General features: G+C 41.5%; 17 protein-coding genes. 11 read left to right on the top strand and 6 right to left on the bottom strand.

What is annotated here, in order from left to right; translation table 11 throughout:
• Positions 1-38 precede the first annotated feature (38 nt).
• Positions 39-941: a DUF6268 family outer membrane beta-barrel protein gene (locus tag B7E04_RS03725; RefSeq protein WP_080777428.1), complete on the top strand. Its 903-nt coding sequence runs from the start codon at positions 39-41 to the stop codon at positions 939-941.
• A gap of 82 nt (positions 942-1,023) precedes the next feature.
• Here B7E04_RS03725 and B7E04_RS03730 read toward each other — a convergent pair whose 3' ends face one another.
• The 6 genes from B7E04_RS03730 to pepT all read right to left on the bottom strand — a co-directional run bounded on the left by B7E04_RS03730 (position 1,024) and on the right by pepT (position 5,858).
• Positions 1,024-1,755 carry a LytR/AlgR family response regulator transcription factor gene (locus B7E04_RS03730; protein WP_080777429.1) on the bottom strand — a complete coding sequence of 244 codons (732 nt, stop codon included), beginning with the start codon at positions 1,753-1,755 and terminating at the stop codon, positions 1,024-1,026.
• Complete coding sequence (locus tag B7E04_RS03735) at positions 1,739-2,602, bottom strand: sensor histidine kinase (protein ID WP_228439807.1); 864 nt, start codon at positions 2,600-2,602, stop codon at positions 1,739-1,741. Before B7E04_RS03735 ends, B7E04_RS03730 begins: the two co-directional genes overlap by 17 nt.
• Before the next feature lie 280 nt (positions 2,603-2,882).
• Positions 2,883-3,479: a porin family protein gene (locus B7E04_RS03740; protein WP_080777431.1), complete on the bottom strand. Its 597-nt coding sequence runs from the start codon at positions 3,477-3,479 to the stop codon at positions 2,883-2,885.
• A gap of 150 nt (positions 3,480-3,629) precedes the next feature.
• A complete protein-coding gene (locus B7E04_RS03745) occupies positions 3,630-3,863 on the bottom strand; it encodes a hypothetical protein (RefSeq protein WP_131797301.1) in 234 nt (77 codons plus the stop codon).
• A 167-nt stretch (positions 3,864-4,030) separates the two neighbouring features.
• Complete coding sequence (locus B7E04_RS03750; protein WP_080777433.1) at positions 4,031-4,600, bottom strand: energy transducer TonB; 570 nt, start codon at positions 4,598-4,600, stop codon at positions 4,031-4,033.
• 10 nt (positions 4,601-4,610) lie between these two features.
• A complete protein-coding gene (gene pepT / locus B7E04_RS03755) occupies positions 4,611-5,858 on the bottom strand; it encodes a peptidase T (protein WP_080777434.1) in 1,248 nt (415 codons plus the stop codon).
• Between the two features lie 144 nt (positions 5,859-6,002).
• Between pepT and B7E04_RS03760 the strand changes: the two genes are divergently transcribed.
• From B7E04_RS03760 to B7E04_RS03805, 10 genes are all read left to right on the top strand, one after another.
• Positions 6,003-6,419 (top strand): RrF2 family transcriptional regulator, encoded by a 417-nt coding sequence (locus B7E04_RS03760; RefSeq protein ID WP_080777435.1) that lies wholly within the window; start codon positions 6,003-6,005, stop codon positions 6,417-6,419.
• An 84-nt stretch (positions 6,420-6,503) separates the two neighbouring features.
• Positions 6,504-7,217: a phosphoadenylyl-sulfate reductase gene (locus B7E04_RS03765; protein ID WP_080777436.1), complete on the top strand. Its 714-nt coding sequence runs from the start codon at positions 6,504-6,506 to the stop codon at positions 7,215-7,217.
• 11 nt (positions 7,218-7,228) lie between these two features.
• On the top strand, positions 7,229-8,137 hold the full coding sequence (gene cysD / locus B7E04_RS03770; RefSeq protein WP_080777437.1) for a sulfate adenylyltransferase subunit CysD: 909 nt from the start codon (positions 7,229-7,231) through the stop codon (positions 8,135-8,137).
• Between the two features lie 122 nt (positions 8,138-8,259).
• Entirely contained in the window at positions 8,260-9,498 is a 1,239-nt protein-coding gene (locus B7E04_RS03775; protein WP_080777438.1) for a sulfate adenylyltransferase subunit 1, read from the top strand.
• Between the two features lie 2 nt (positions 9,499-9,500).
• On the top strand, positions 9,501-10,331 hold the full coding sequence (epsC, locus tag B7E04_RS03780) for a serine O-acetyltransferase EpsC (RefSeq protein ID WP_080777956.1): 831 nt from the start codon (positions 9,501-9,503) through the stop codon (positions 10,329-10,331).
• A gap of 156 nt (positions 10,332-10,487) precedes the next feature.
• Positions 10,488-11,399 (top strand): cysteine synthase A, encoded by a 912-nt coding sequence (gene cysK / locus B7E04_RS03785; RefSeq protein WP_080777439.1) that lies wholly within the window; start codon positions 10,488-10,490, stop codon positions 11,397-11,399.
• A 24-nt stretch (positions 11,400-11,423) separates the two neighbouring features.
• Positions 11,424-12,269: a uroporphyrinogen-III C-methyltransferase gene (gene cobA / locus B7E04_RS03790; protein WP_080777440.1), complete on the top strand. Its 846-nt coding sequence runs from the start codon at positions 11,424-11,426 to the stop codon at positions 12,267-12,269.
• On the top strand, positions 12,259-13,968 hold the full coding sequence (locus B7E04_RS03795; RefSeq protein WP_080777441.1) for a diflavin oxidoreductase: 1,710 nt from the start codon (positions 12,259-12,261) through the stop codon (positions 13,966-13,968). Before cobA ends, B7E04_RS03795 begins: the two co-directional genes overlap by 11 nt.
• Before the next feature lie 18 nt (positions 13,969-13,986).
• On the top strand, positions 13,987-15,657 hold the full coding sequence (locus tag B7E04_RS03800; protein WP_080777442.1) for an NADPH-dependent assimilatory sulfite reductase hemoprotein subunit: 1,671 nt from the start codon (positions 13,987-13,989) through the stop codon (positions 15,655-15,657).
• Positions 15,658-16,015: 358 nt separating this feature from the next.
• Positions 16,016-18,814, top strand: coding sequence for a TonB-dependent receptor (locus tag B7E04_RS03805; protein WP_394334768.1), 2,799 nt, complete (start codon positions 16,016-16,018; stop codon positions 18,812-18,814).
• Positions 18,815-18,817 lie beyond the last annotated feature (3 nt).

Raw genomic sequence — 18,817 nt, forward strand, 5'->3', positions numbered from 1 at the left:
AAAGGCCAAAGGTCTCTCTTTGCAGAAAAATTTAAATTATGAAGAGAAATCTTTTGGCAGTAGCATGCTGTCTGTCTGGCTACTGTGCCCTTGCCCAAACCGGAATATCCGCTGAGCTCAAAACCGAATACATCCCTTTTTCCAGTTATATCCGTCCGGAAGACAGTGTTAAAACCAATTCGAAGACAGATTTTAAAAGGGCAGACATTAACCTCAGCATTCCATTGTCGGTAAAAAAAGACAGTGCCGGAAAGATAAAAGCATGGTCCCTGCTGTTGAGTGGATCTTATGCGAAAATGACCCATAAAGATTACGAAAAGCAGTTGTTTCCTGATGAAATACTGAATGCGCAGGTGGGAATCCAGCACATGAGGCCTCTTGGGAAGAAGTGGAGTATGATGATGGCGGCTTCCGTAGGAATTTACTCAGATCTTGAGCAGATAAGTTCAGACGATATACTGGGGCAGGGAGGAATCCTGTTTATCAGACATTTCAATCCTAATCTGGCTCTGGGTGCAGGCCCGGTGCTCACAACGGCTTTCGGGGTTCCTATGATATTGCCGTGGATCTATTTCGACTGGAAAACCAATGGAAAAATCAAATTTAAGATCAATTTCCCCGAAGGAATGGAAGCCGGCTACCTGTTTTCTGATAAGTTTGCGTTGAAAGCAGTAGTAAACCTCAGCGGGATGACCGTAGAGCGGAATAAAGACGGAAAATCTATGCTGCTGGGGTATCAGCAGATCACGGCAGGACTCAGACCGGAAATAAAAATCAATGAAAAGCTCAGCCTTCATCTCACCGGCGGAACAGCTCTTTTGAGAGGCATCAGCGAAAATGACCGGAAGATAAAAAGTATTTTCCGGGATAAAAAAATCGCAGATCCCAGATTCGCCACTACATTCTATGCCGCAGTCTCACTACGTTGGAACCTTCCGTGAAAAATGAGCTCCCGTTGGTATCCATGTCGAGGTTTTAAACCTTCACATGGATACTTTCACAAAATGTTTTATTCTATTCTTATTATTTACTGATAAGCTTCTTGTAGACCACCTGATTCAGCAGCTCCTCCTTTCTGGTTCGGGAGATCGGGAGTTCGGTTTTATTAATGAAAAGGCGTCCCCCGGAGATCATGTCAATGTGTGTGATATTGATCAGAAAAGACTTATGGATCCTGAAAAAATGCTCTGACGGGAGCAGTTCTTCAATGGCTTTCATGGTCTGGTGGATGACCAGAGATTTATCTTTAAAGTGAAGTTTCGTATAATTTTGCATGCTTTCAACATACAGAATGTCTACCCAGGAGACTTTTACAAAAGTATCCGATTGTCTTACATATAAAAAAGGATCATCAAAAGGAGAATTCTTTTTCATTTTTTCAGAAACAATAAACTGCTGCTGAGCTTTATTGACAGCCTGGTAAAAGCGGTTAAAAGCAATAGGTTTCAGGAGATAATCCACCACCTGAAGGCGGTATCCTTCCAGGGCGTGCTCAGAATATGCTGTTGTCAGGATAGATAAAGGCGGGTTTTCCAGCTGTTCCAGAAATTCAAGACCGCTTAAATAAGGCATATTAATATCCAGAAAAAGGAGATCAATTTCCTTTTCCTTTACTATAGTATCGGCTTCCAGAGCTGTTGCGCAAGTATCTTCAACGGATAGAAACTCAATCTGGTCAGCCAGTTCTTTAAGATGAAATCTCGCAAGGGGTTCATCATCTATAATCAGGCATTTTATTTTAGGAATAGGATTCATATTTATTGGATAATTTTAGTGCTAAAGTTATTTTGTATACATCATGACCGGATTCAATGGTAAGGGTATGGGAACCCGGATATTGGAGGTTTAAACGTTTTTGAACGTTTTGAAGCCCGATGCCACCCGCTCCTTCCTTTTTTTTATATTGTACAGCATCTGAATAGCTGTTTTCTACATCAAATAAAAGCTGTCCGCCTTGTTCTTTGCATGAAATCGTTACATAACCCTTGTGACCGGGGAGCCTGCAGACATACTTAAATGCATTTTCGATGAAGGGAACAAGAAGGAGAGGAGCTATAAAAGCATTCTCATTTTCTATGTTCCATGTGGTTTTTACTTCCAGTTCATTTCCCCACCTTAATTTTTCAACTTCCACCAGATTTTGCAGGTGTTCAATGTCTTTATCCAGAGGAACCAGGTTCTGGTTACAGTGGTAGAGCTGATAACGAAGAATATCTGAAAACTTGAGCAGTAAATAATCCGCTAGTTTGGTATCCGTTTTCATTAAGATATGGATGTGGTTTAAAATATTGAATACCACGTGAGGATTGATCTGGTCCTGCAGCAGCTTGAGCTGGTTTTCAAGATGTGCCTGCTGAAGCAGGATATGATCGCGTTCTATTTTTCCATGTTCCTGATAGAATTTAATCCCGCAGGCTGCGCCATTGATGAGAAAAGAGGCAGGCAGGGCCAGATAAAAACCTTTCCAGATAAATGGAAGGTGGCTCGCAAAACCTTCAGGCAGGGGAGCTTTTGCCCTCATTCCAACGTAAGTGAAGATCAGGGAATAGATAAAGCTCAGCAGAAGGATAATGAACAGGGCCTCAATTAAAAAAAGTTTCATTTTCTTTAACCGTAAAGCCTTGGGAAGCATTTTAGTCGTTAGAAAATGAGTAAAAAGAAAAGAACTTATCACGAGACCAATCGTCTCAAACAGGGCTGTGTTTTTTTCCGATGAAGCCTGAAAGTTAATCCAGACAGCAACCGCAAAAACAAGCCAGAAAATAACAACAAAAATGTATTTTCTTAAAACAAAATGTTTTGTCATGGGAAATCAGGTAGAGTTATAAAAAATTAGAAACTGCCGGGGATGCAGTTTCTGGAAGTAAAGATAATTTAAGTTTTTAGAATAAAAAATAGCCTATCCCCAGGCTAAAGGTGTGCGGTTTAGATTTGAATTCCTTGCTGATACTTGAAAGTCCCGTTTCATACCGGAGATCTGCCGTGAAATTTTTATAATCTACACCAATCCCTCCGGTAACTCCGATATTGGATTTGTCAAACTTTTTGAAACCCTCCCGTAGCGCCTGTGACGTCGATATATTATTTTTAAAAGCATAGCTGTAAACACCTCCCGCAAAAGCTCTCAGGTTAAAATCCTTCATATTGACCAATTTATAACCGATAACAATCGGAATATCAACAGAACTCCAGGTCAGTTTAGGTGAGCTTCCCTCCTTGGAATCATATGAAGTTTTTCTTTTGTTGAATAAGGCTTCTCCCTGTACATAAAGGCTTCCGATATCCATTCTGGTCATAATTCCTCCGTGGTATCCCAAACCGTATTTTCCTTCCAATGCTGATGATTCTGCTGAGGTTTTCGTAAAATTGGCACCTCCCTTGATCCCAATGTGAAAAGCGGGAACCTGTTGCGCTTTGGTTTCAACTGAGCAGGTAATACATAATAAAAATGAGCTGAGTGCTAAAATCTGTTGTTTCATAAATTGTTGTTAAAAATCTGATGCAAAACAACAATTATCAGAAGGGCAAAGAAACTTTATTTGATGAACGGCAGGGACCCTATGACGAGGTTCTGTTTTTAATGGAAAGAAAATAAAAAAACCGGAAGTTCATGCTTCCGGCCGGTAATATTAATAAGGCTGTTCTTCACAGATAGAAGGAGGATTACATGTGGTTCCGCCTCCACCGCCAGGAAACCCCACATGGATGCATGATCCCGGATTTCCGTCATCAGCCATTTCACAGGCACTTCCAAAAGTACAGTCACAGTCTGACCAGCAGTACGCAGAATTACCGTTCATATGACAGCCGCCTGGGCCTGCACCGGAAATCGTTGACAACTCTTTTCTTGAAATTTTTTTCATTTTTTTCATAATAAATTGGATGTTATGTATTAATAGTCTGATGTTTAAATATAGTAAAAAAACAAACTCATTTCATCAGAAGGAGAAATATTATGATAAAAGATTGATTACTATTGGAATATTATACAAAAAATAAACCGCTGCTCTCACAACGGTTTACATGGTATTTATTTGCTGAAATTCAGTTGTAATGGAAGTGTGACCACTGAAAGGACGGGTCTCCCGTTTGATTCTGCAGGTTTCCATTTACCTTTATCCCTGATGCGGTAAAATCCGGCTTCAATAAAGGCATTTACATCCTGGTTGTTGCCTTTCACTCTTACGTCATAGGCATTTCCTTTAGAATCCAGAGTGAACTTTAATGTTATTTTATAAGGATTAACTGCAAAATTCAGAAAGGTAAGATCAACGGCCTCATTTAAAAGCTTCTGAAAAGAGGCTTTTCCGGCTTCATATTCGGCTTCTTTGGTGATCTTCGGTGCTGAGGGTGGCGGAACATCCGTTACGGTTTTCTTTTCTTCTTCAGAAATTTTCTCTAAAGCACCTTTATAGCTGGAAATTTTTTCTTCCGTAAGAAGCCATTCCTGCTTGGTTCTTTCATCATTAGGCTTCGGATATTTCTTGTACAGGGACTTGATTTTTCGTTCATACCTGGAATCGGCTTTCTCAAATTCAGAAACCTGCGCATTGCTGAAAGCAAAAACCAGAATACATGCTAATGCTGAAAATCTTTTCATCAGGATTAAATTAAGCTTTTACGATATTGACGATCACCTCGACGGCCTTTTCCATACTTTCCAGAGCAACATATTCATAAGGCCCATGGAAGTTCATGCCTCCTGCGAAAATATTCGGACAGGGAAGTCCCATATAAGATAACTGAGCACCATCTGTTCCTCCTCTGATCGCTTTGATCTTTGGTTCAATGCCGGCTTCCTTCATCGCTTTGGCAGCAAGGTCAATGATGTGCATTTTTCCTTCAAACTGCTGCTTCATATTTCTGTACTGCTCTTTGATTTCCACCTCAGCAGTTCCTTCGCCATGCTTTTGGTTAAATTCAGCTACTTTTTCTTGCAGGAATTTCTTTCTCGCTTCGTACTTTTCTTCATCATGGTCACGGATGATGTATTGAAGTTTGGCCTCAGAAATATCAGCAGTAATGTCCATTAAATGATAAAATCCGTCAAAGCCTTTTGTCGTTGCCGGAGTTTCATTCGCAGGAAGCAATTGTATAAATTCCGCTGCCAGAAGACTGGCATTGACCATTTTTCCATATGCATAGCCCGGGTGAACGCTCAGTCCGTGGATTTTTACTACAGCACCTGCTGCATTAAAGTTTTCATACTCAAGTTCTCCCACTTCACTTCCGTCCATAGTATAGGCCCACTCAGCACCGAATTTAGCCACATCAAATTTATGGGCACCTCGGCCGATTTCCTCATCAGGTGTAAACCCTACAGCAATTCTTCCGTGCTTAATTTCAGGATTTGCAATAAGGTATTCTGCAGCCGTTACAATTTCTGCACATCCAGCTTTGTCATCAGCTCCAAGAAGCGTATTTCCGTCAGTGGTGATCAGAGTTTGTCCTATATAATTTTTTAAACTCTCAAATTTTGATGGAGATAAGGTAAATCCTGTCGTTTGGTTCAGGATAAGATCACTCCCGTCATAGTTTTCCCAAACCTGCGGCTTTACATTTTCACCGCTGAAATCCGGAGAAGTATCATAATGCGAGATAAAACCAATGGTAGGTCTGTCATTATTTTCCAGGTTGGAAGGCACATAGCCCATAATATAACCGTTGTCATCAATAGAAACATCTTCCAGTCCTATGGTTGCCAGTTCTTCAGCGATATATTTGGCGATATCCCACTGTCTGGAAGTAGAAGGTGTGGTTTCACTTTCTGCATCGCTGGTTGAATATATTTTTACATAAGCGAGAAAACGGTTCAGTAATTTCTCTTTCCACATCTGGTTAAATTCTATTGCGCTCATCAAATTTAAATTTCAACAAATATACAATGTAATTATTCAAATCCGGACTTTAAAGGATATTTTCAGGTTCTGATCCATATGGATTTTTTTAATCTGAAATCGCAATTTCTATAATCAAATAAATTGTCATAACTTGCATGAATTATGATGTCCAAACGTTGTAAATATGCTTTGAAAGCAATGATCAGACTGGCAAGAAACTACAATCAGGGATTTTTGTCCACCGCTGTTATTGCACAGGAGGAGAATATTTCCAAAAAGTTTTTGGAACAGATTCTTCTAGAATTAAAAAGAGCCAAACTGGTCAACAGCAAACAGGGAAATGCAGGAGGCTATTATCTCCTGAAATCACCTGATGATGTTTCACTGGCTGATATCTATCGCATTTTTGAAGGTCCCATTGCCCTCACTCCATGTATTTCATTGAATTTTTATGAACCTTGCGACGACTGTGTTGACGAAGCAACCTGCTATCTCAGAAATGAACTGATCATCGTAAGAGAGAAAACCAGAAAAAGCATGATGGAAGCAACACTTACTTCTTTTCTTAAAAACAGCTGAAATTTTTTTTAAATTTTATATCCTAGTAATTTGGTAGGATAAATAGGATTTATATATATTTGCAGGACTTAGATTCAATTTGATATGGAAAATAGTCTGAAAACAGAATTTGAAAATCTACTGGGAGAGGCTTCTGACGCTGCTTTCAGTACGGATTATTTACAAAAACTGTCCGATAGGTTTCCTGGCGAAGTGATCTTTTCTACCAGCTTCAGCTACGAAGACCAGGTAGTCACTCACCTGATAAAAAACCTGGAGATTGATATTTTCACGCTGGATACGGGAAGGCTTTTTGAGCAGACCTATGAAACATGGGCTTCATCCAGAGCGTTCTTCAAAAAGAAGATCAAAGCCTATTATCCGGACCCGGAAGCACTGCAGCATTTCGTTTCAGAAAACGGACCGGATTCTTTTTATCAATCCGTGGAAAAAAGAAAAGCATGCTGTAATATCCGGAAAGTTCAGCCCTTAAAACAGGCGCTTCTGGGCTACAAAGTCTGGATCACAGGATTACGCTCCGAACATTCTGTCGGAAGGGGACAGATGCCGCAGCTGGAATGGGATCCGGATCATCAGATCATTAAATTCCATCCCATCCTTCACTGGACCACACAACAGGTGGCAGAATATGTTCAAAACCATCATCTGCCTTATAACCATCTTCATAAAAAAGGCTTTGTAAGCATTGGATGCGAACCCTGCACAAGGGCAATCAAAGAAGGGGAAGATTTCAGAGCGGGCCGTTGGTGGTGGGAAGATGCCGATAAAAAAGAGTGCGGTTTACATGTTCATCAATAAAAAATACAAATATGTCAGTATATCATTTAAATTATTTAGATCAGTTAGAAGCCGAATCCATCTATATTTTACGGGAAGTGGCAGGGCAGTTTGAACGTCCGGCTTTACTGTTCAGTGGCGGAAAAGACAGCATTGTCCTGGCCCATCTTGCAGCAAAAGCATTTCCTCATGGAAAAATACCGTTCACATTTGTTCATGTAGATACCGGACATAATTTTCCGGAAGTTTTAGACTTCAGAGACAAGCTTGCTGCGGAACTCAATGTAAGTCTTGTAGTAAGAAAAGTGGAAGACACCATCCGGCAGAAAAAACTCACAGAACCCAAAGGAAAATTCCCGAGCCGCAACTGGCTTCAGACTTTTACATTACTTGATACCATTGAAGAATTCGAGTTTGATGCATGCATCGGAGGGGCAAGGAGGGATGAGGAAAAAGCCCGGGCAAAAGAAAGAATATTTTCGGTAAGGGACGAATTCGGACAATGGGATCCTAAGCTGCAGCGTCCGGAACTTTGGAATATTTTCAACGGAAAAATCCACAAAGGAGAAAATGTACGGGTTTTCCCGATAAGCAACTGGACCGAGCTTGATGTCTGGAATTATATCAGAAGAGAAAATATACAGCTGCCTTCTATCTATTTCTCGCATGAAAGAGAAGTGGTAGATCTCAATGGGCAATGGATCGCTAATTCTGAATTTGCTGTTCTGGAAGAAAGTGACACCATCACGACCAAACGGATCCGCTACCGGACCGTAGGCGATATGACCTGTACAGCAGCCGTGGAGTCTGAAGCTGCTACCGTTGACAGGGTAATAGAAGAAATCGTAGCTACCAGGATTTCTGAAAGAGGAGAAACCAGAATTGACGACCGTGTTACCGAAGCGGCAATGGAAGACCGGAAAAAAGGAGGCTATTTTTAAATCAGTAATAAGCAATCAGTAATAAGCAATACATCCATTCTGGAAAATAAGTGTTAGCATAAATATTACTCATTACCAATTACTTATTACTCATCATTAATCACTTATCATTTATAAAAATCGTGGATATACTAAGATTAATCACAGCAGGAAGCGTAGATGACGGTAAAAGTACCCTTATCGGAAGGCTCCTTTACGATAGCAAGAGTATTTTGCAGGATCAGCTGGAAGTACTTGAAAAGCATTCTAAAAACAAAAATGAAGACGGTGTGGATCTGGCCCTTTTAACAGACGGCCTCCGCGCAGAGCGAGAGCAGGGAATTACCATTGATGTTGCTTACCGGTATTTCTCCACATCCAGAAGGAAATTTATCATTGCGGATGCACCGGGACACGTACAGTATACCCGGAATATGATTACCGGTGCATCCAATTCCGATCTGATGATTATCCTGATCGATGCCCGAAAAGGAGTTATAGAGCAGACCAGAAGACATTCTATCATTGCATCATTACTTAAACTGAAAAAAATAGCGGTTGCCATCAACAAAATGGATATGGTAGACTATTCTGAAGAAGTTTTTGAAAATATAAAAGAGGAATATTCCAAAATCGCGGAAGAATTAGGACTCAATGATGTTACCTATTTCCCTATTTCCGCATTGAAAGGAGATAATATTGTTTCCTTATCACCGGTTACAGACTGGTACAACGGAAGTTCTCTTCTCGAATATCTGGAAGAAGTACAGATTGATCAGGAACAGAACAGCGGAAGCCGTTTTCAGGTTCAGTATGTGATTCGTCCGCAGACCGAGGAATTACATGATTACCGCGGGTATGCAGGGCAAATTGTAAGCGGAAATTTTCAGAAAGGAAATAAGATCGCAATACTTCCAGCCGGAATTATTACGGAAATTACATCAATAGAAGTGAATGGGGCTGAAGTTCCGGAAGCTTTTGAAGGGCAGCCGGTTGTGATTCAGATCAAAGATGATATAGATATCAGCAGGGGAGATTTCTTCACCTCAGCAGAAGAGCTTCCCAAAGTTGAAAAAGAAGTAGAAGTTCTGCTGTGCTGGCTGGATCAGAAAGGGCTTCAGCCGGGGAATAAATATGTGTTGCAGCATCACAGCAGGCAGCTTAAAGCCATCGTGAAGCAGGTAGATTATAAGATCAATGTCAATACGCTGGAAAAGGAAACGGCAGATGAAGGAATTAAATTGAATGAGATTGCAAAGGTTAGCATACGGACTGCCCAGCCTTTGGTATTTGATGATTTTATAAGCAATAAGAAAACGGGTTCGGCTATTTTGGTGGATGAAACGTCCAGTGCCACTGTTGCTGCGTGTATAATTCAGTAGGGATGGGAGTTTCAGATCATTTTATTAAGAAAATCCTTACAAAGAAGAAGAGTGCTTCAACAGGGTTCTTTGATACCATTAAAATGGAAAATTTCGTGAAGGAATTGTACAGTCTACTGTTTCTTTCACAGAAGATCAATACAGAAGATCAGCTTCAGGATCAATTTAAGCAATTAGGCGTGATTCTCTTTGATTTGGTTAAAAGCAGTGCTGATGATGAGGTTTCCGCTGAGCATCACAAGGAACAGTTTTTTCTTGCGCTTCCGGAGATTTATGATAAACTGATCCTGGATGCCGAATCTATATTGGAATTTGATCCGGCCACAGAATCCCTGGAAGAGATTCTTCTGTCATATCCCGGCTTTTTTGCCACGTATGTCTACAGGATTTCGCACCAGCTGTGGATTCAGAAAGTGAAGACACTACCCCGCGTAATATCTGAATATGCACACAGCAGGACAGGAATAGACATCCATCCCGGAGCAGAAATCGGAAAACATTTCTTTATAGATCATGGAACAGGAATTGTGATCGGGGAAACCACACAGATCGGGGATCATGTGAAACTGTATCAGGGAGTTACTCTTGGAGCATTAAATGTTTCAAAAGATAAGGCGACTAAAAAAAGGCATCCCAATATTGAAGACCATGTCATCATCTATTCCGGAGCAACCATTTTAGGAGGAGAAACAACCATAGGCAGGGACAGCGTCATCGGAGGAAACGTCTGGATCACACAGAATGTACCTTCCAGTTCGCTCGTCTATAATAAAAGTGAAATAAGAATAAAAGATAACGGACCTCTCCCGGAATCTTTAACATTTGTGATATAAAATATAACCATTAAGATTGATTTAGAAATTAAGAACGTTAAGCTCAGCTTACTAAATATCGAAGATATTCTTCTTAATATTCTTAATCACTTAATGAATCTTAATGGTAAAAAATTAATGTTTATAAGTTTAAAAACAACATAAAATTGAGTCGGTATGAAGTTCCAAAACACATTAGAAACCATCGGAAATACCCCGGTCGTAAAAATTAACCAACTTTTCGGTACGGACCATGAAGTCTGGATCAAACTGGAAAAAGCCAATCCCGGCGGAAGCATCAAAGACAGAATTGCTTTGGCCATGATTGAAGATGCAGAAGCTAAAGGTCTTTTAAACAAAAACAGCATCATTATTGAGCCTACAAGCGGGAACACCGGAATAGGTCTCGCATTGGTAGCTGCTGTAAAAAATTATAAGCTGATCCTTGTGATGCCGGAAAGTATGAGTCTGGAACGCCGCAAAATTATGGAGTCATACGGAGCAGAATTCGTTCTTACCCCCAGAGAGAAGGGAATGAAAGGAGCCATTGAAAAAGCTGAGGAACTGGCTCAGCAAAACCCGAACTCATGGATACCGAGACAATTTGATAATCCGGCCAATGTACAGGTACATGTTGAAACGACTGCTCAGGAGATCCTGAATGATTTTCCCGAAGGATTGGATTATCTGATTACAGGCGTTGGAACTGGAGGGCACATCACCGGAATTGCAAAGATCCTGAAGCAAAAATTTCCTGATATCAAGGTCATCGCGGTAGAACCGGAACTGTCTCCCGTTCTCAGTGGAGGAAGTCCCGCCCCGCATCCGTTACAAGGGCTGGGTGCCGGATTTGTCCCGTCTATTCTTGAAACTGGGCTTTTGGATGAAATTGTTCAGATTGGAAAAGAGGAAGCTTTTGAGTACACAAAGAATGCTGCTAAAAAAGAAGGGCTTTTTGTTGGAATTTCCACAGGAGCCGCTTTGGCTGCCGTAGCCAGAAAACTGTCCGAAATTCCGGCAGGAGCCCGTATTTTGACTGTAAATTATGATACCGGCGAGCGGTATCTGTCCATCGAAGGACTTTTCTAGACGTCACTCATAAAAAGATTTAAAATGAAACAAAATAGTCATTCGCCACAGGTTTTTCTTGTAGGCGCAGGGCCCGGCGACCCTGATCTGATCACTGTAAAAGCTGTAAAAGCCATCGCTGCTGCTGATGTTATCCTATGTGACCGCCTTGTAAGCCCCGAAATTATAGATCGTTATGCCCGTAAAAATGCCGAAGTGATATATGTGGGAAAGGAATGCAGTAAAAATGCTTCTACTCCGCAAGCCCATATTAACACTTTGATCGTAGATTACGCTTCTCAGGGTAAAAAAGTGGTAAGGCTCAAAGGCGGAGACATCTCCTTTTTTTCCAATGTGCTGGATGAGCTGAAAGCCTTGAAAGAAAACCAGATCACTTATGAAATCGTACCGGGCATTACAGCAGCATCGGGAGCAGCAGCCTATGCCGGAATGCCATTAACAGCGAGAGGATATGCCACATCGGTACGCTTTCTTACCTATTACAAAACAGAAATTCTCAGTGATGAATACTGGAAAGAGCTTGGAACATCAGAGGATACCCTTGTTTTTTATATGTCTAAAGGAAATCTGAACGGGCTGGTTAAGAAACTTTTAGCCTTAGGAAAGAGCGAAGGGAAAAAAATAGCAATTATTGAACAGGCGACCACACCGTATCAGAAAGTATATACCGCTTCTCTGGAGGATTTTCATAACCGGTTTGGAAATAAAGATTTCGTATCCCCTTCATTGGTCATTATCGGGGAGGTGGTGAATCTTCATGAAGAATTTTCCTGGCTGCAGGCACCTTTACAGGAAGGGATCTATTTTAAATCTGTAACAAACGGAACCTTAGTCTCAAACCATCAAAACGTATTCGAATATGCTGTCTGAAACAAAATTAAATGCCCTTAAAGAAATATCCGGCGGTTTCTCCAGAGATGAAGCCGTCTGGGCCAGTGGTTTTCTGGCGGGCCTTGCCGGATCATCAGTTGCAGTACAGGAAGCCGTTCCGCCGGCTGCTCACGCTGAATCTGTTTCTGCTAAAAAAATTACCCTGGCTTACGGTACAGAAACCGGGAACAGTAAAAAATTAGCCGTAGAACTTGCCGGGATTATTAAGAAAAAGGGGGTTCAGGTAAAACTGGCTGATCTTTCCCAGTATAAGCCGAAGGACCTGGCAAAAGAAGATTATTTCTTTATCATCATCAGCACTCAGGGCGAAGGGGAACCACCAGCTCTTGCAAAGAAATTTTATGATCATCTCCATGAAAATAATCCGGATCTCAGCAACGTGAAATTTGGGGTTCTTGCTTTGGGAGACACCAGCTATCCTCTGTTCTGCAAAACAGGGGAAGATATTGATGCGCGCATTGAAGTATTGGGTGGTCAACGGATTCTTCCCTTAAAAAAATGTGATATTGATTACGAACAGGAATCCCATCAATGGGTAGAACACGTTCTGAATGTGGTTCGCAAAACTGATGAAAGTAATCAGAAAAGTACGATAGCACCCACAGTTTCAGCAGGAAGAAAAAAATACCAGGGGAAGATTTCAACCATCATCAACCTGAATGATATTGAATCTGATAAAGAAACCTACCACATCGAAATAGAAACAGAAGAACCTTTGGTTTACAGCCCCGGAGATGCATTAGGCGTTATCGCTTTCAATCCGAAACATGAAGTGGATGAAATCATTTCTTTAACCGGAATTGACCCACAGAAAAAGATAGCAACCTCAAAAATAACCGCCGGTGCTGAAGAGTTGTTACATAAGCATCTCAACATCAGCTATCTCCTTAAATCTACGGTGGCCCAGTATGCCCAGTTCACGGGACATGCTATTCCGGAAGTGAGATTAAGTTTACTGGACCTTCTGAGAATCTATCCGGTAAAAAATGCAGATGAATTTGAACACGTGATTGGTATTTTAACCGGCCAATCACCCCGTCTATATTCCATCTCATCATCACTGGAAGCCCATGGAGACAGTGAAATCCATATCACTGTGGCTAAATCTGAGTTTTTGATCGGGGATAAAAAGCAAAACGGACTGTGCAGCGGTTTTCTGGCAGAATTTAATGAAGGGGATGAGCTTGAATTTTATATCCAGGAAGCTAAACATTTCAGGCTTCCCAAGCAGGACAAAGATATCATCATGATTGGTCCGGGAACCGGGATTGCGCCTTTCAGATCTTTCCTGTACGAACGCGATGCAACCGGAGCAGAAGGAAGAAACTGGCTCTTTTTCGGGGACAGGAACTTTGTCTCAGACTTTCTTTATCAGGCTGAACTGCAGGATTTCCTGAAAACCGGAACATTAGCCCATCTTGACCTTGCCTTTTCCAGAGATACCGCAGAAAAAGTGTATGTACAGCACAAGCTGCAACAGAAAGCCGAGGAAGTCTATCACTGGCTGGAAGGAGGAGCTTCCCTGTACGTATGCGGAGCTAAAGAGCCTATGAGCAGGGACGTTGAAAAAACAATCCTGAATATTCTCCAGAGCAAAGGAAAACACAGTCCTGAAGAAGCTCAGAACTATCTGGAAGAATTAGAGCTCAGCGGCAGGTATGTAAAAGATGTGTATTAAAAACATAAACGGATAACAATGACAGATAAGAATAACCTTTCTCCCGTAGAAAGAATAAAAACAAGCAGTAACGGTCTCCGGGGAACTTTAAAGGCCAGTCTCCTAGATGATTTTACCGGAGCGATTAGGGAAGATGATCAAACGCTGATCAAATTTCACGGAATGTATCAGCAGGATGACAGGGACAGACGTGAAGAAAGAGTAAGGAAAAAGTTAGAATGGCTTTACTCCTACATGATCCGCCTCAGGCTTCCGGGAGGATTTTTAACCCCGGAACAATGGGTAGGGCTTAATACCATTGCGGGAGAACATTCTACGGGAGTGATTAAAATAACCACACGCCAGACCATTCAGCTGCACGGGATTTTAAAATCTCATGTTAAACCGACCATTCAGAGTTTCAATCTTCAGCATCTGGATTCTATTGCTGCCTGTGGTGATGTGAACAGAAATGTAACCTGTACCTCAAATCCTTCCGAATCTCCCTTACATCAGGAAGCCTATGAACTGGCAGGAAAGATCAGTGAAATGTGTCTGCCGAAAACAAAGTCCTATTATGACTTATGGATTGATGATGAGCTGGTTATAGACCGGAAAGAAGAGGAAGATCAATTGTATCAGGACCGTTATTTGCCGAGAAAACTGAAAATAGGAATTGCCGTTCCGCCAAATAATGATGTGGATGTTTTTATCAATGACATCGCCCTGATTGCGATCATTGAAAACAATACAATTATCGGTTATAATATTGCGGCAGGAGGAGGACTTGGCGCCACCCACGGAAACGAATCTACCTATGCCCGCCTGGCATCCGTTTTAGGCTTTGTGGCCACGGAAGAAAAAGTATTGAAAGCGGTCTACGAAATCATTACCGTACAGCGCGATTTCGGAAACAGAAGCGACCGTAAATTATCAAGGTTAAAATATACCATAGATAAGCTAGGCATTGAAGGATACAGGGCAGAAGTTGAAAAAAGATGCGGCTTCAGCTTTGAACCTGCACGGGAATTTAAATTTGAGCAGAGAAAAGACCGCTACGGATGGGTACAGAATCACGAAGGAAAATGGTTTTACACCTTGTTTGTAGAACACGGAAGAGTTCTCGACACAGAAGAATATCCTTTAAAATCAGGGCTTTTGAAAATTGCAGAGACTGGCAAAGTGAACTTCCGTTTTACCTGTAATCAAAACCTGATCCTGTCTGATATTTCTGAACATGATAAAACAGAAATTGAAGTTTTGCTTAAAGAATCAGGAATTTCCCGATATACTGATGAGGTGAGTGCCCTCCGCAAAAACTCTGTGGCCTGTGTGGCATTGAATACGTGTTCATTAGCTCTGGCGGAAGCGCAGCGGTATCTGCCGTCTTTAGTCACAAAAATAGAACCCGTTCTTGAAAAATACGGGCTTCAGAATGAAGACATTACCATCAGGATGACAGGCTGCCCCAATGGCTGTGGAAGATCTCCCAATGCTGAAATAGGATTCGTAGGGACCGCTTACGGAAAATATAATCTCCATATCGGAGGCGACAGACTGGGAATGCGCCTGAACACAAAGTTTAAAGAAAATATCAGCGAAGAAGAGATCCTGCAGACGCTTGATGAGCTTTTCGGGATCTATTCGGAGCATAGAAATCCGGAAGAAACATTTGGGGACTTCTCATGGCGGTATTTACAAACCGTTTAATACTAATTTTTAACCGTTTGATTTTGAACCATTAAGATGAATAAAGAGGATAGGAATAATTAAGAAATATCTGAGATATTTTTAAAAAGACGCGCTTTTTTTCACGTGTGAAAACCTTAACTCTCCTTAATTCCTTCATTAATCTTAATGGTTTAAACTTATCTCGTAATATCCTAAAAATAATATATGACTAACCTACTTTACCTACCGCTTTCAGGGCAACGAATGTGTATGTGCTGTTCATTCAAAGACGACGCATAAATCATTTTCAACCCTAAATTGTATACAAGTGAAATCCATATCCCACAAATATTTTAAATATGCACTATTCTTATCCGCACTTTTCGTAACAGGGCTTTTGCAGGCTCAGCAGCTTATTGAAGTGACCGGAATCATTAAACATAACGACACTCAGAAAGGCATTGCCGGAGTACAGATCCATGCTGAAAAAACAGAAGATACGGCCATAAGTGATCAGGATGGAAGTTTTAAACTGAGAACCAGGGTGAAAATACCCTTCAGGATTGTCATTACCAAAGAAGGATATTTAAGTCAGACGGCTGAAATCCTTTCGGTTTCCCATAAAATTTCAATAGATCTGAATCCCCAGAATACCATCATCAACGAGGTGGTTATTTCCGCTTCCCGTATTCCTGAGAAGATACTCAGATCACCGATTGCCATTGAGAAGATCGATATTAAAACTATCCGTGAAAGCCCGGCTGCCTCATTTTACGAAACCCTGGAAAATGTAAAAGGACTGCAATTGTTAACCTCCAGCCTTACCCTGAAAGTTCCCAATTCCAGAGGATTCAATTCCCCGAATAATTTCCGCTTCATGCAGCTGGTAGACGGTGTAGATGTGCAGTCTGCCACGCTTGGTGTTCCGCTGGGAAATGCCATAGGCCCTACAGAACTGGATATCCAGTCGATGGAAATTACGCCCGGAGCGGCCTCGGCTCTGTATGGAATGAATGCGGTTAACGGACTGGCCAGCCTTCAGACAAAAGATCCCTTCACCTCGGAAGGCGTAAGTCTTTATTTCAGGGGAGGCGTTAATCATGTGGATAATATAAACCATAAAACAGCTGCTTTAGGAGAAAGCGCATTCAGGATCGCAAAGGTTCTTCATAAAAACCTGGCTGTAAAGATCAACGGATCGTATTTCAGCGGAGTAGACTGGATTTCGGATAACCGGACAGACCAGAATCCCAATTCATTAGTTACTGCTAATTCCAGCTTTTCTTTAACAGATAACCCGGCAGAAGATCTCTGGAACAAATATGGTGATGAAAGGAATAACCGGACCACCGTAAAGGTGAATTACAACGGAAAACCAACGACTTTTAATGTTTCAAGAACAGGGTATTACGAAAAGGACCTCGTAAGCCCGGAAGTTAAAAATATAAAGTTTGATGCAGGATTATACTACCGTTTTGGAGATCAGTGGAGAACTTCCTACGTGTACCGTTACGGCCTCATCGATGGCACTTTTCAGCGGGGAAACAAGATCCGTTTACAGAATGCCACCGTCCAGAATCATAAAGTGGAGCTGACGGGTAAAGAATTGACAGTCAGAGCTTATATGTCGATAGAAAATACCGGAGATTCCTATAATCTTAAACCGCTGGCAGACAACCTGGATCTTACCAGTTTTTCCAATAACAACTGGAAAAATATATTCCAGTCTGTTTTGCAGGACCGGCTTAATTCTGGAGTGAATTTAAATGATGCTTTTGCTCTGGCCAGACAGGAAGCCGATAAAAACAGGGTAGTTCCCGGAACCGTGGCTTTTGAACAGCTGAAAAATACAATTATCGGGATTAATAACTGGGATTCTGCCAATTCCGGGATTGCAGGAGCTCCGGCCACCGGAGGGGCAAAGCTTGAACAAAAGTCAAAGTTTTACCAGGGAGAAATCACGTATGACTTCAGCAGGTTTATCAAGATATTCAGCCTTCTGGCAGGAGCGGATTACCGTTTATACAGCATCACTCCGGACGGGAATAATTTTGTTGATTTCGAAAGACCGGTGAATGAGCGGAATATTCCTCTTTCTGACGGGACTTTCGGGAAAAATGTGATTTACGAGAAGTACGGGGCATTTGTCCAGCTTACCAAACTTTTTTTCAATAATAAACTGAAAGTGAACCTCGCACTGCGAGCGGACAGGAATCCGGAGTTTGAAACTAAATTCAATCCAAGGATCAGCATCGTTTATTCTCCTATGAACCAGCATAATTTCAGAATGTCGTTCCAGAACGGATACCGTTTTCCGTCCCTGTTTGAAGCCCTGTCATTTGTGAATAATGGAAATGTGAGACGTGTAGGAGGTCTTTCAAAAGCCAATGACGGTCTGGGTTATCTTGAAAATTCCTATACGCTGGCATCCATCGATCAGTTTATCGCATCCGTCAATAAAGATGTGGATGGCGGGCTGAGCCAAAATCAGGCAGCCTTAAAAAACAGAAATCTTTTAACCGCAGCCAATCTGCCCAAATTGGAGCCTGAAAAGGTAAATTCTTTTGAAATTGGGTATAAATCAGCTTTATTTAACAGTAAACTGGTCCTCGACTGGGATTTTTATTATAATGTGTATGAAGGTTTTCTGGGACAGGTAGAAGTAGCCGTACCTAAAAATGAAAGCATAGGCAGTGACAATGCGGTTCTGGCGATGCTGGACAGAAGTAAGCAGGACCGCTACAGGGTGTATACCAACAGCACAAGTAAATACAAAAGCTTTGGAACCTCTTTAGGAATCCGTTATAATCTGGTGAAAAACTATAACCTGAATGTCAACATCTCATACAATGATCTTCTTTCTTCCAATACCTCCGATCTTTTCATTACGGCTTTTAATACACCCAAATGGGCCGTCAATTTAAGTGTAGGAAACAGGGAGATTGTTAAAAATATCGGCTTTACGGTGGCGGCAAGATGGCAGAACAGCTTTTTATGGGAAAGTCCGCTGGCTTCGGGAAATATTCCGGCTTACTACACCATTGATGCACAGGCGACGTGGAGGATTCCTGAAATTAAAGCAAGTGTGAAGATCGGAGCGACTAACCTTATGAACAGGAGATATTTACAATATGCCGCAGGTCCTGAAATCGGAGGGCTGTATTATCTGGCTTTTACGTATGATTTAAAACTGTAAATG

This window comes from Chryseobacterium phocaeense (assembly GCF_900169075.1).
Lineage (GTDB): Bacteria > Bacteroidota > Bacteroidia > Flavobacteriales > Weeksellaceae > Chryseobacterium > Chryseobacterium phocaeense.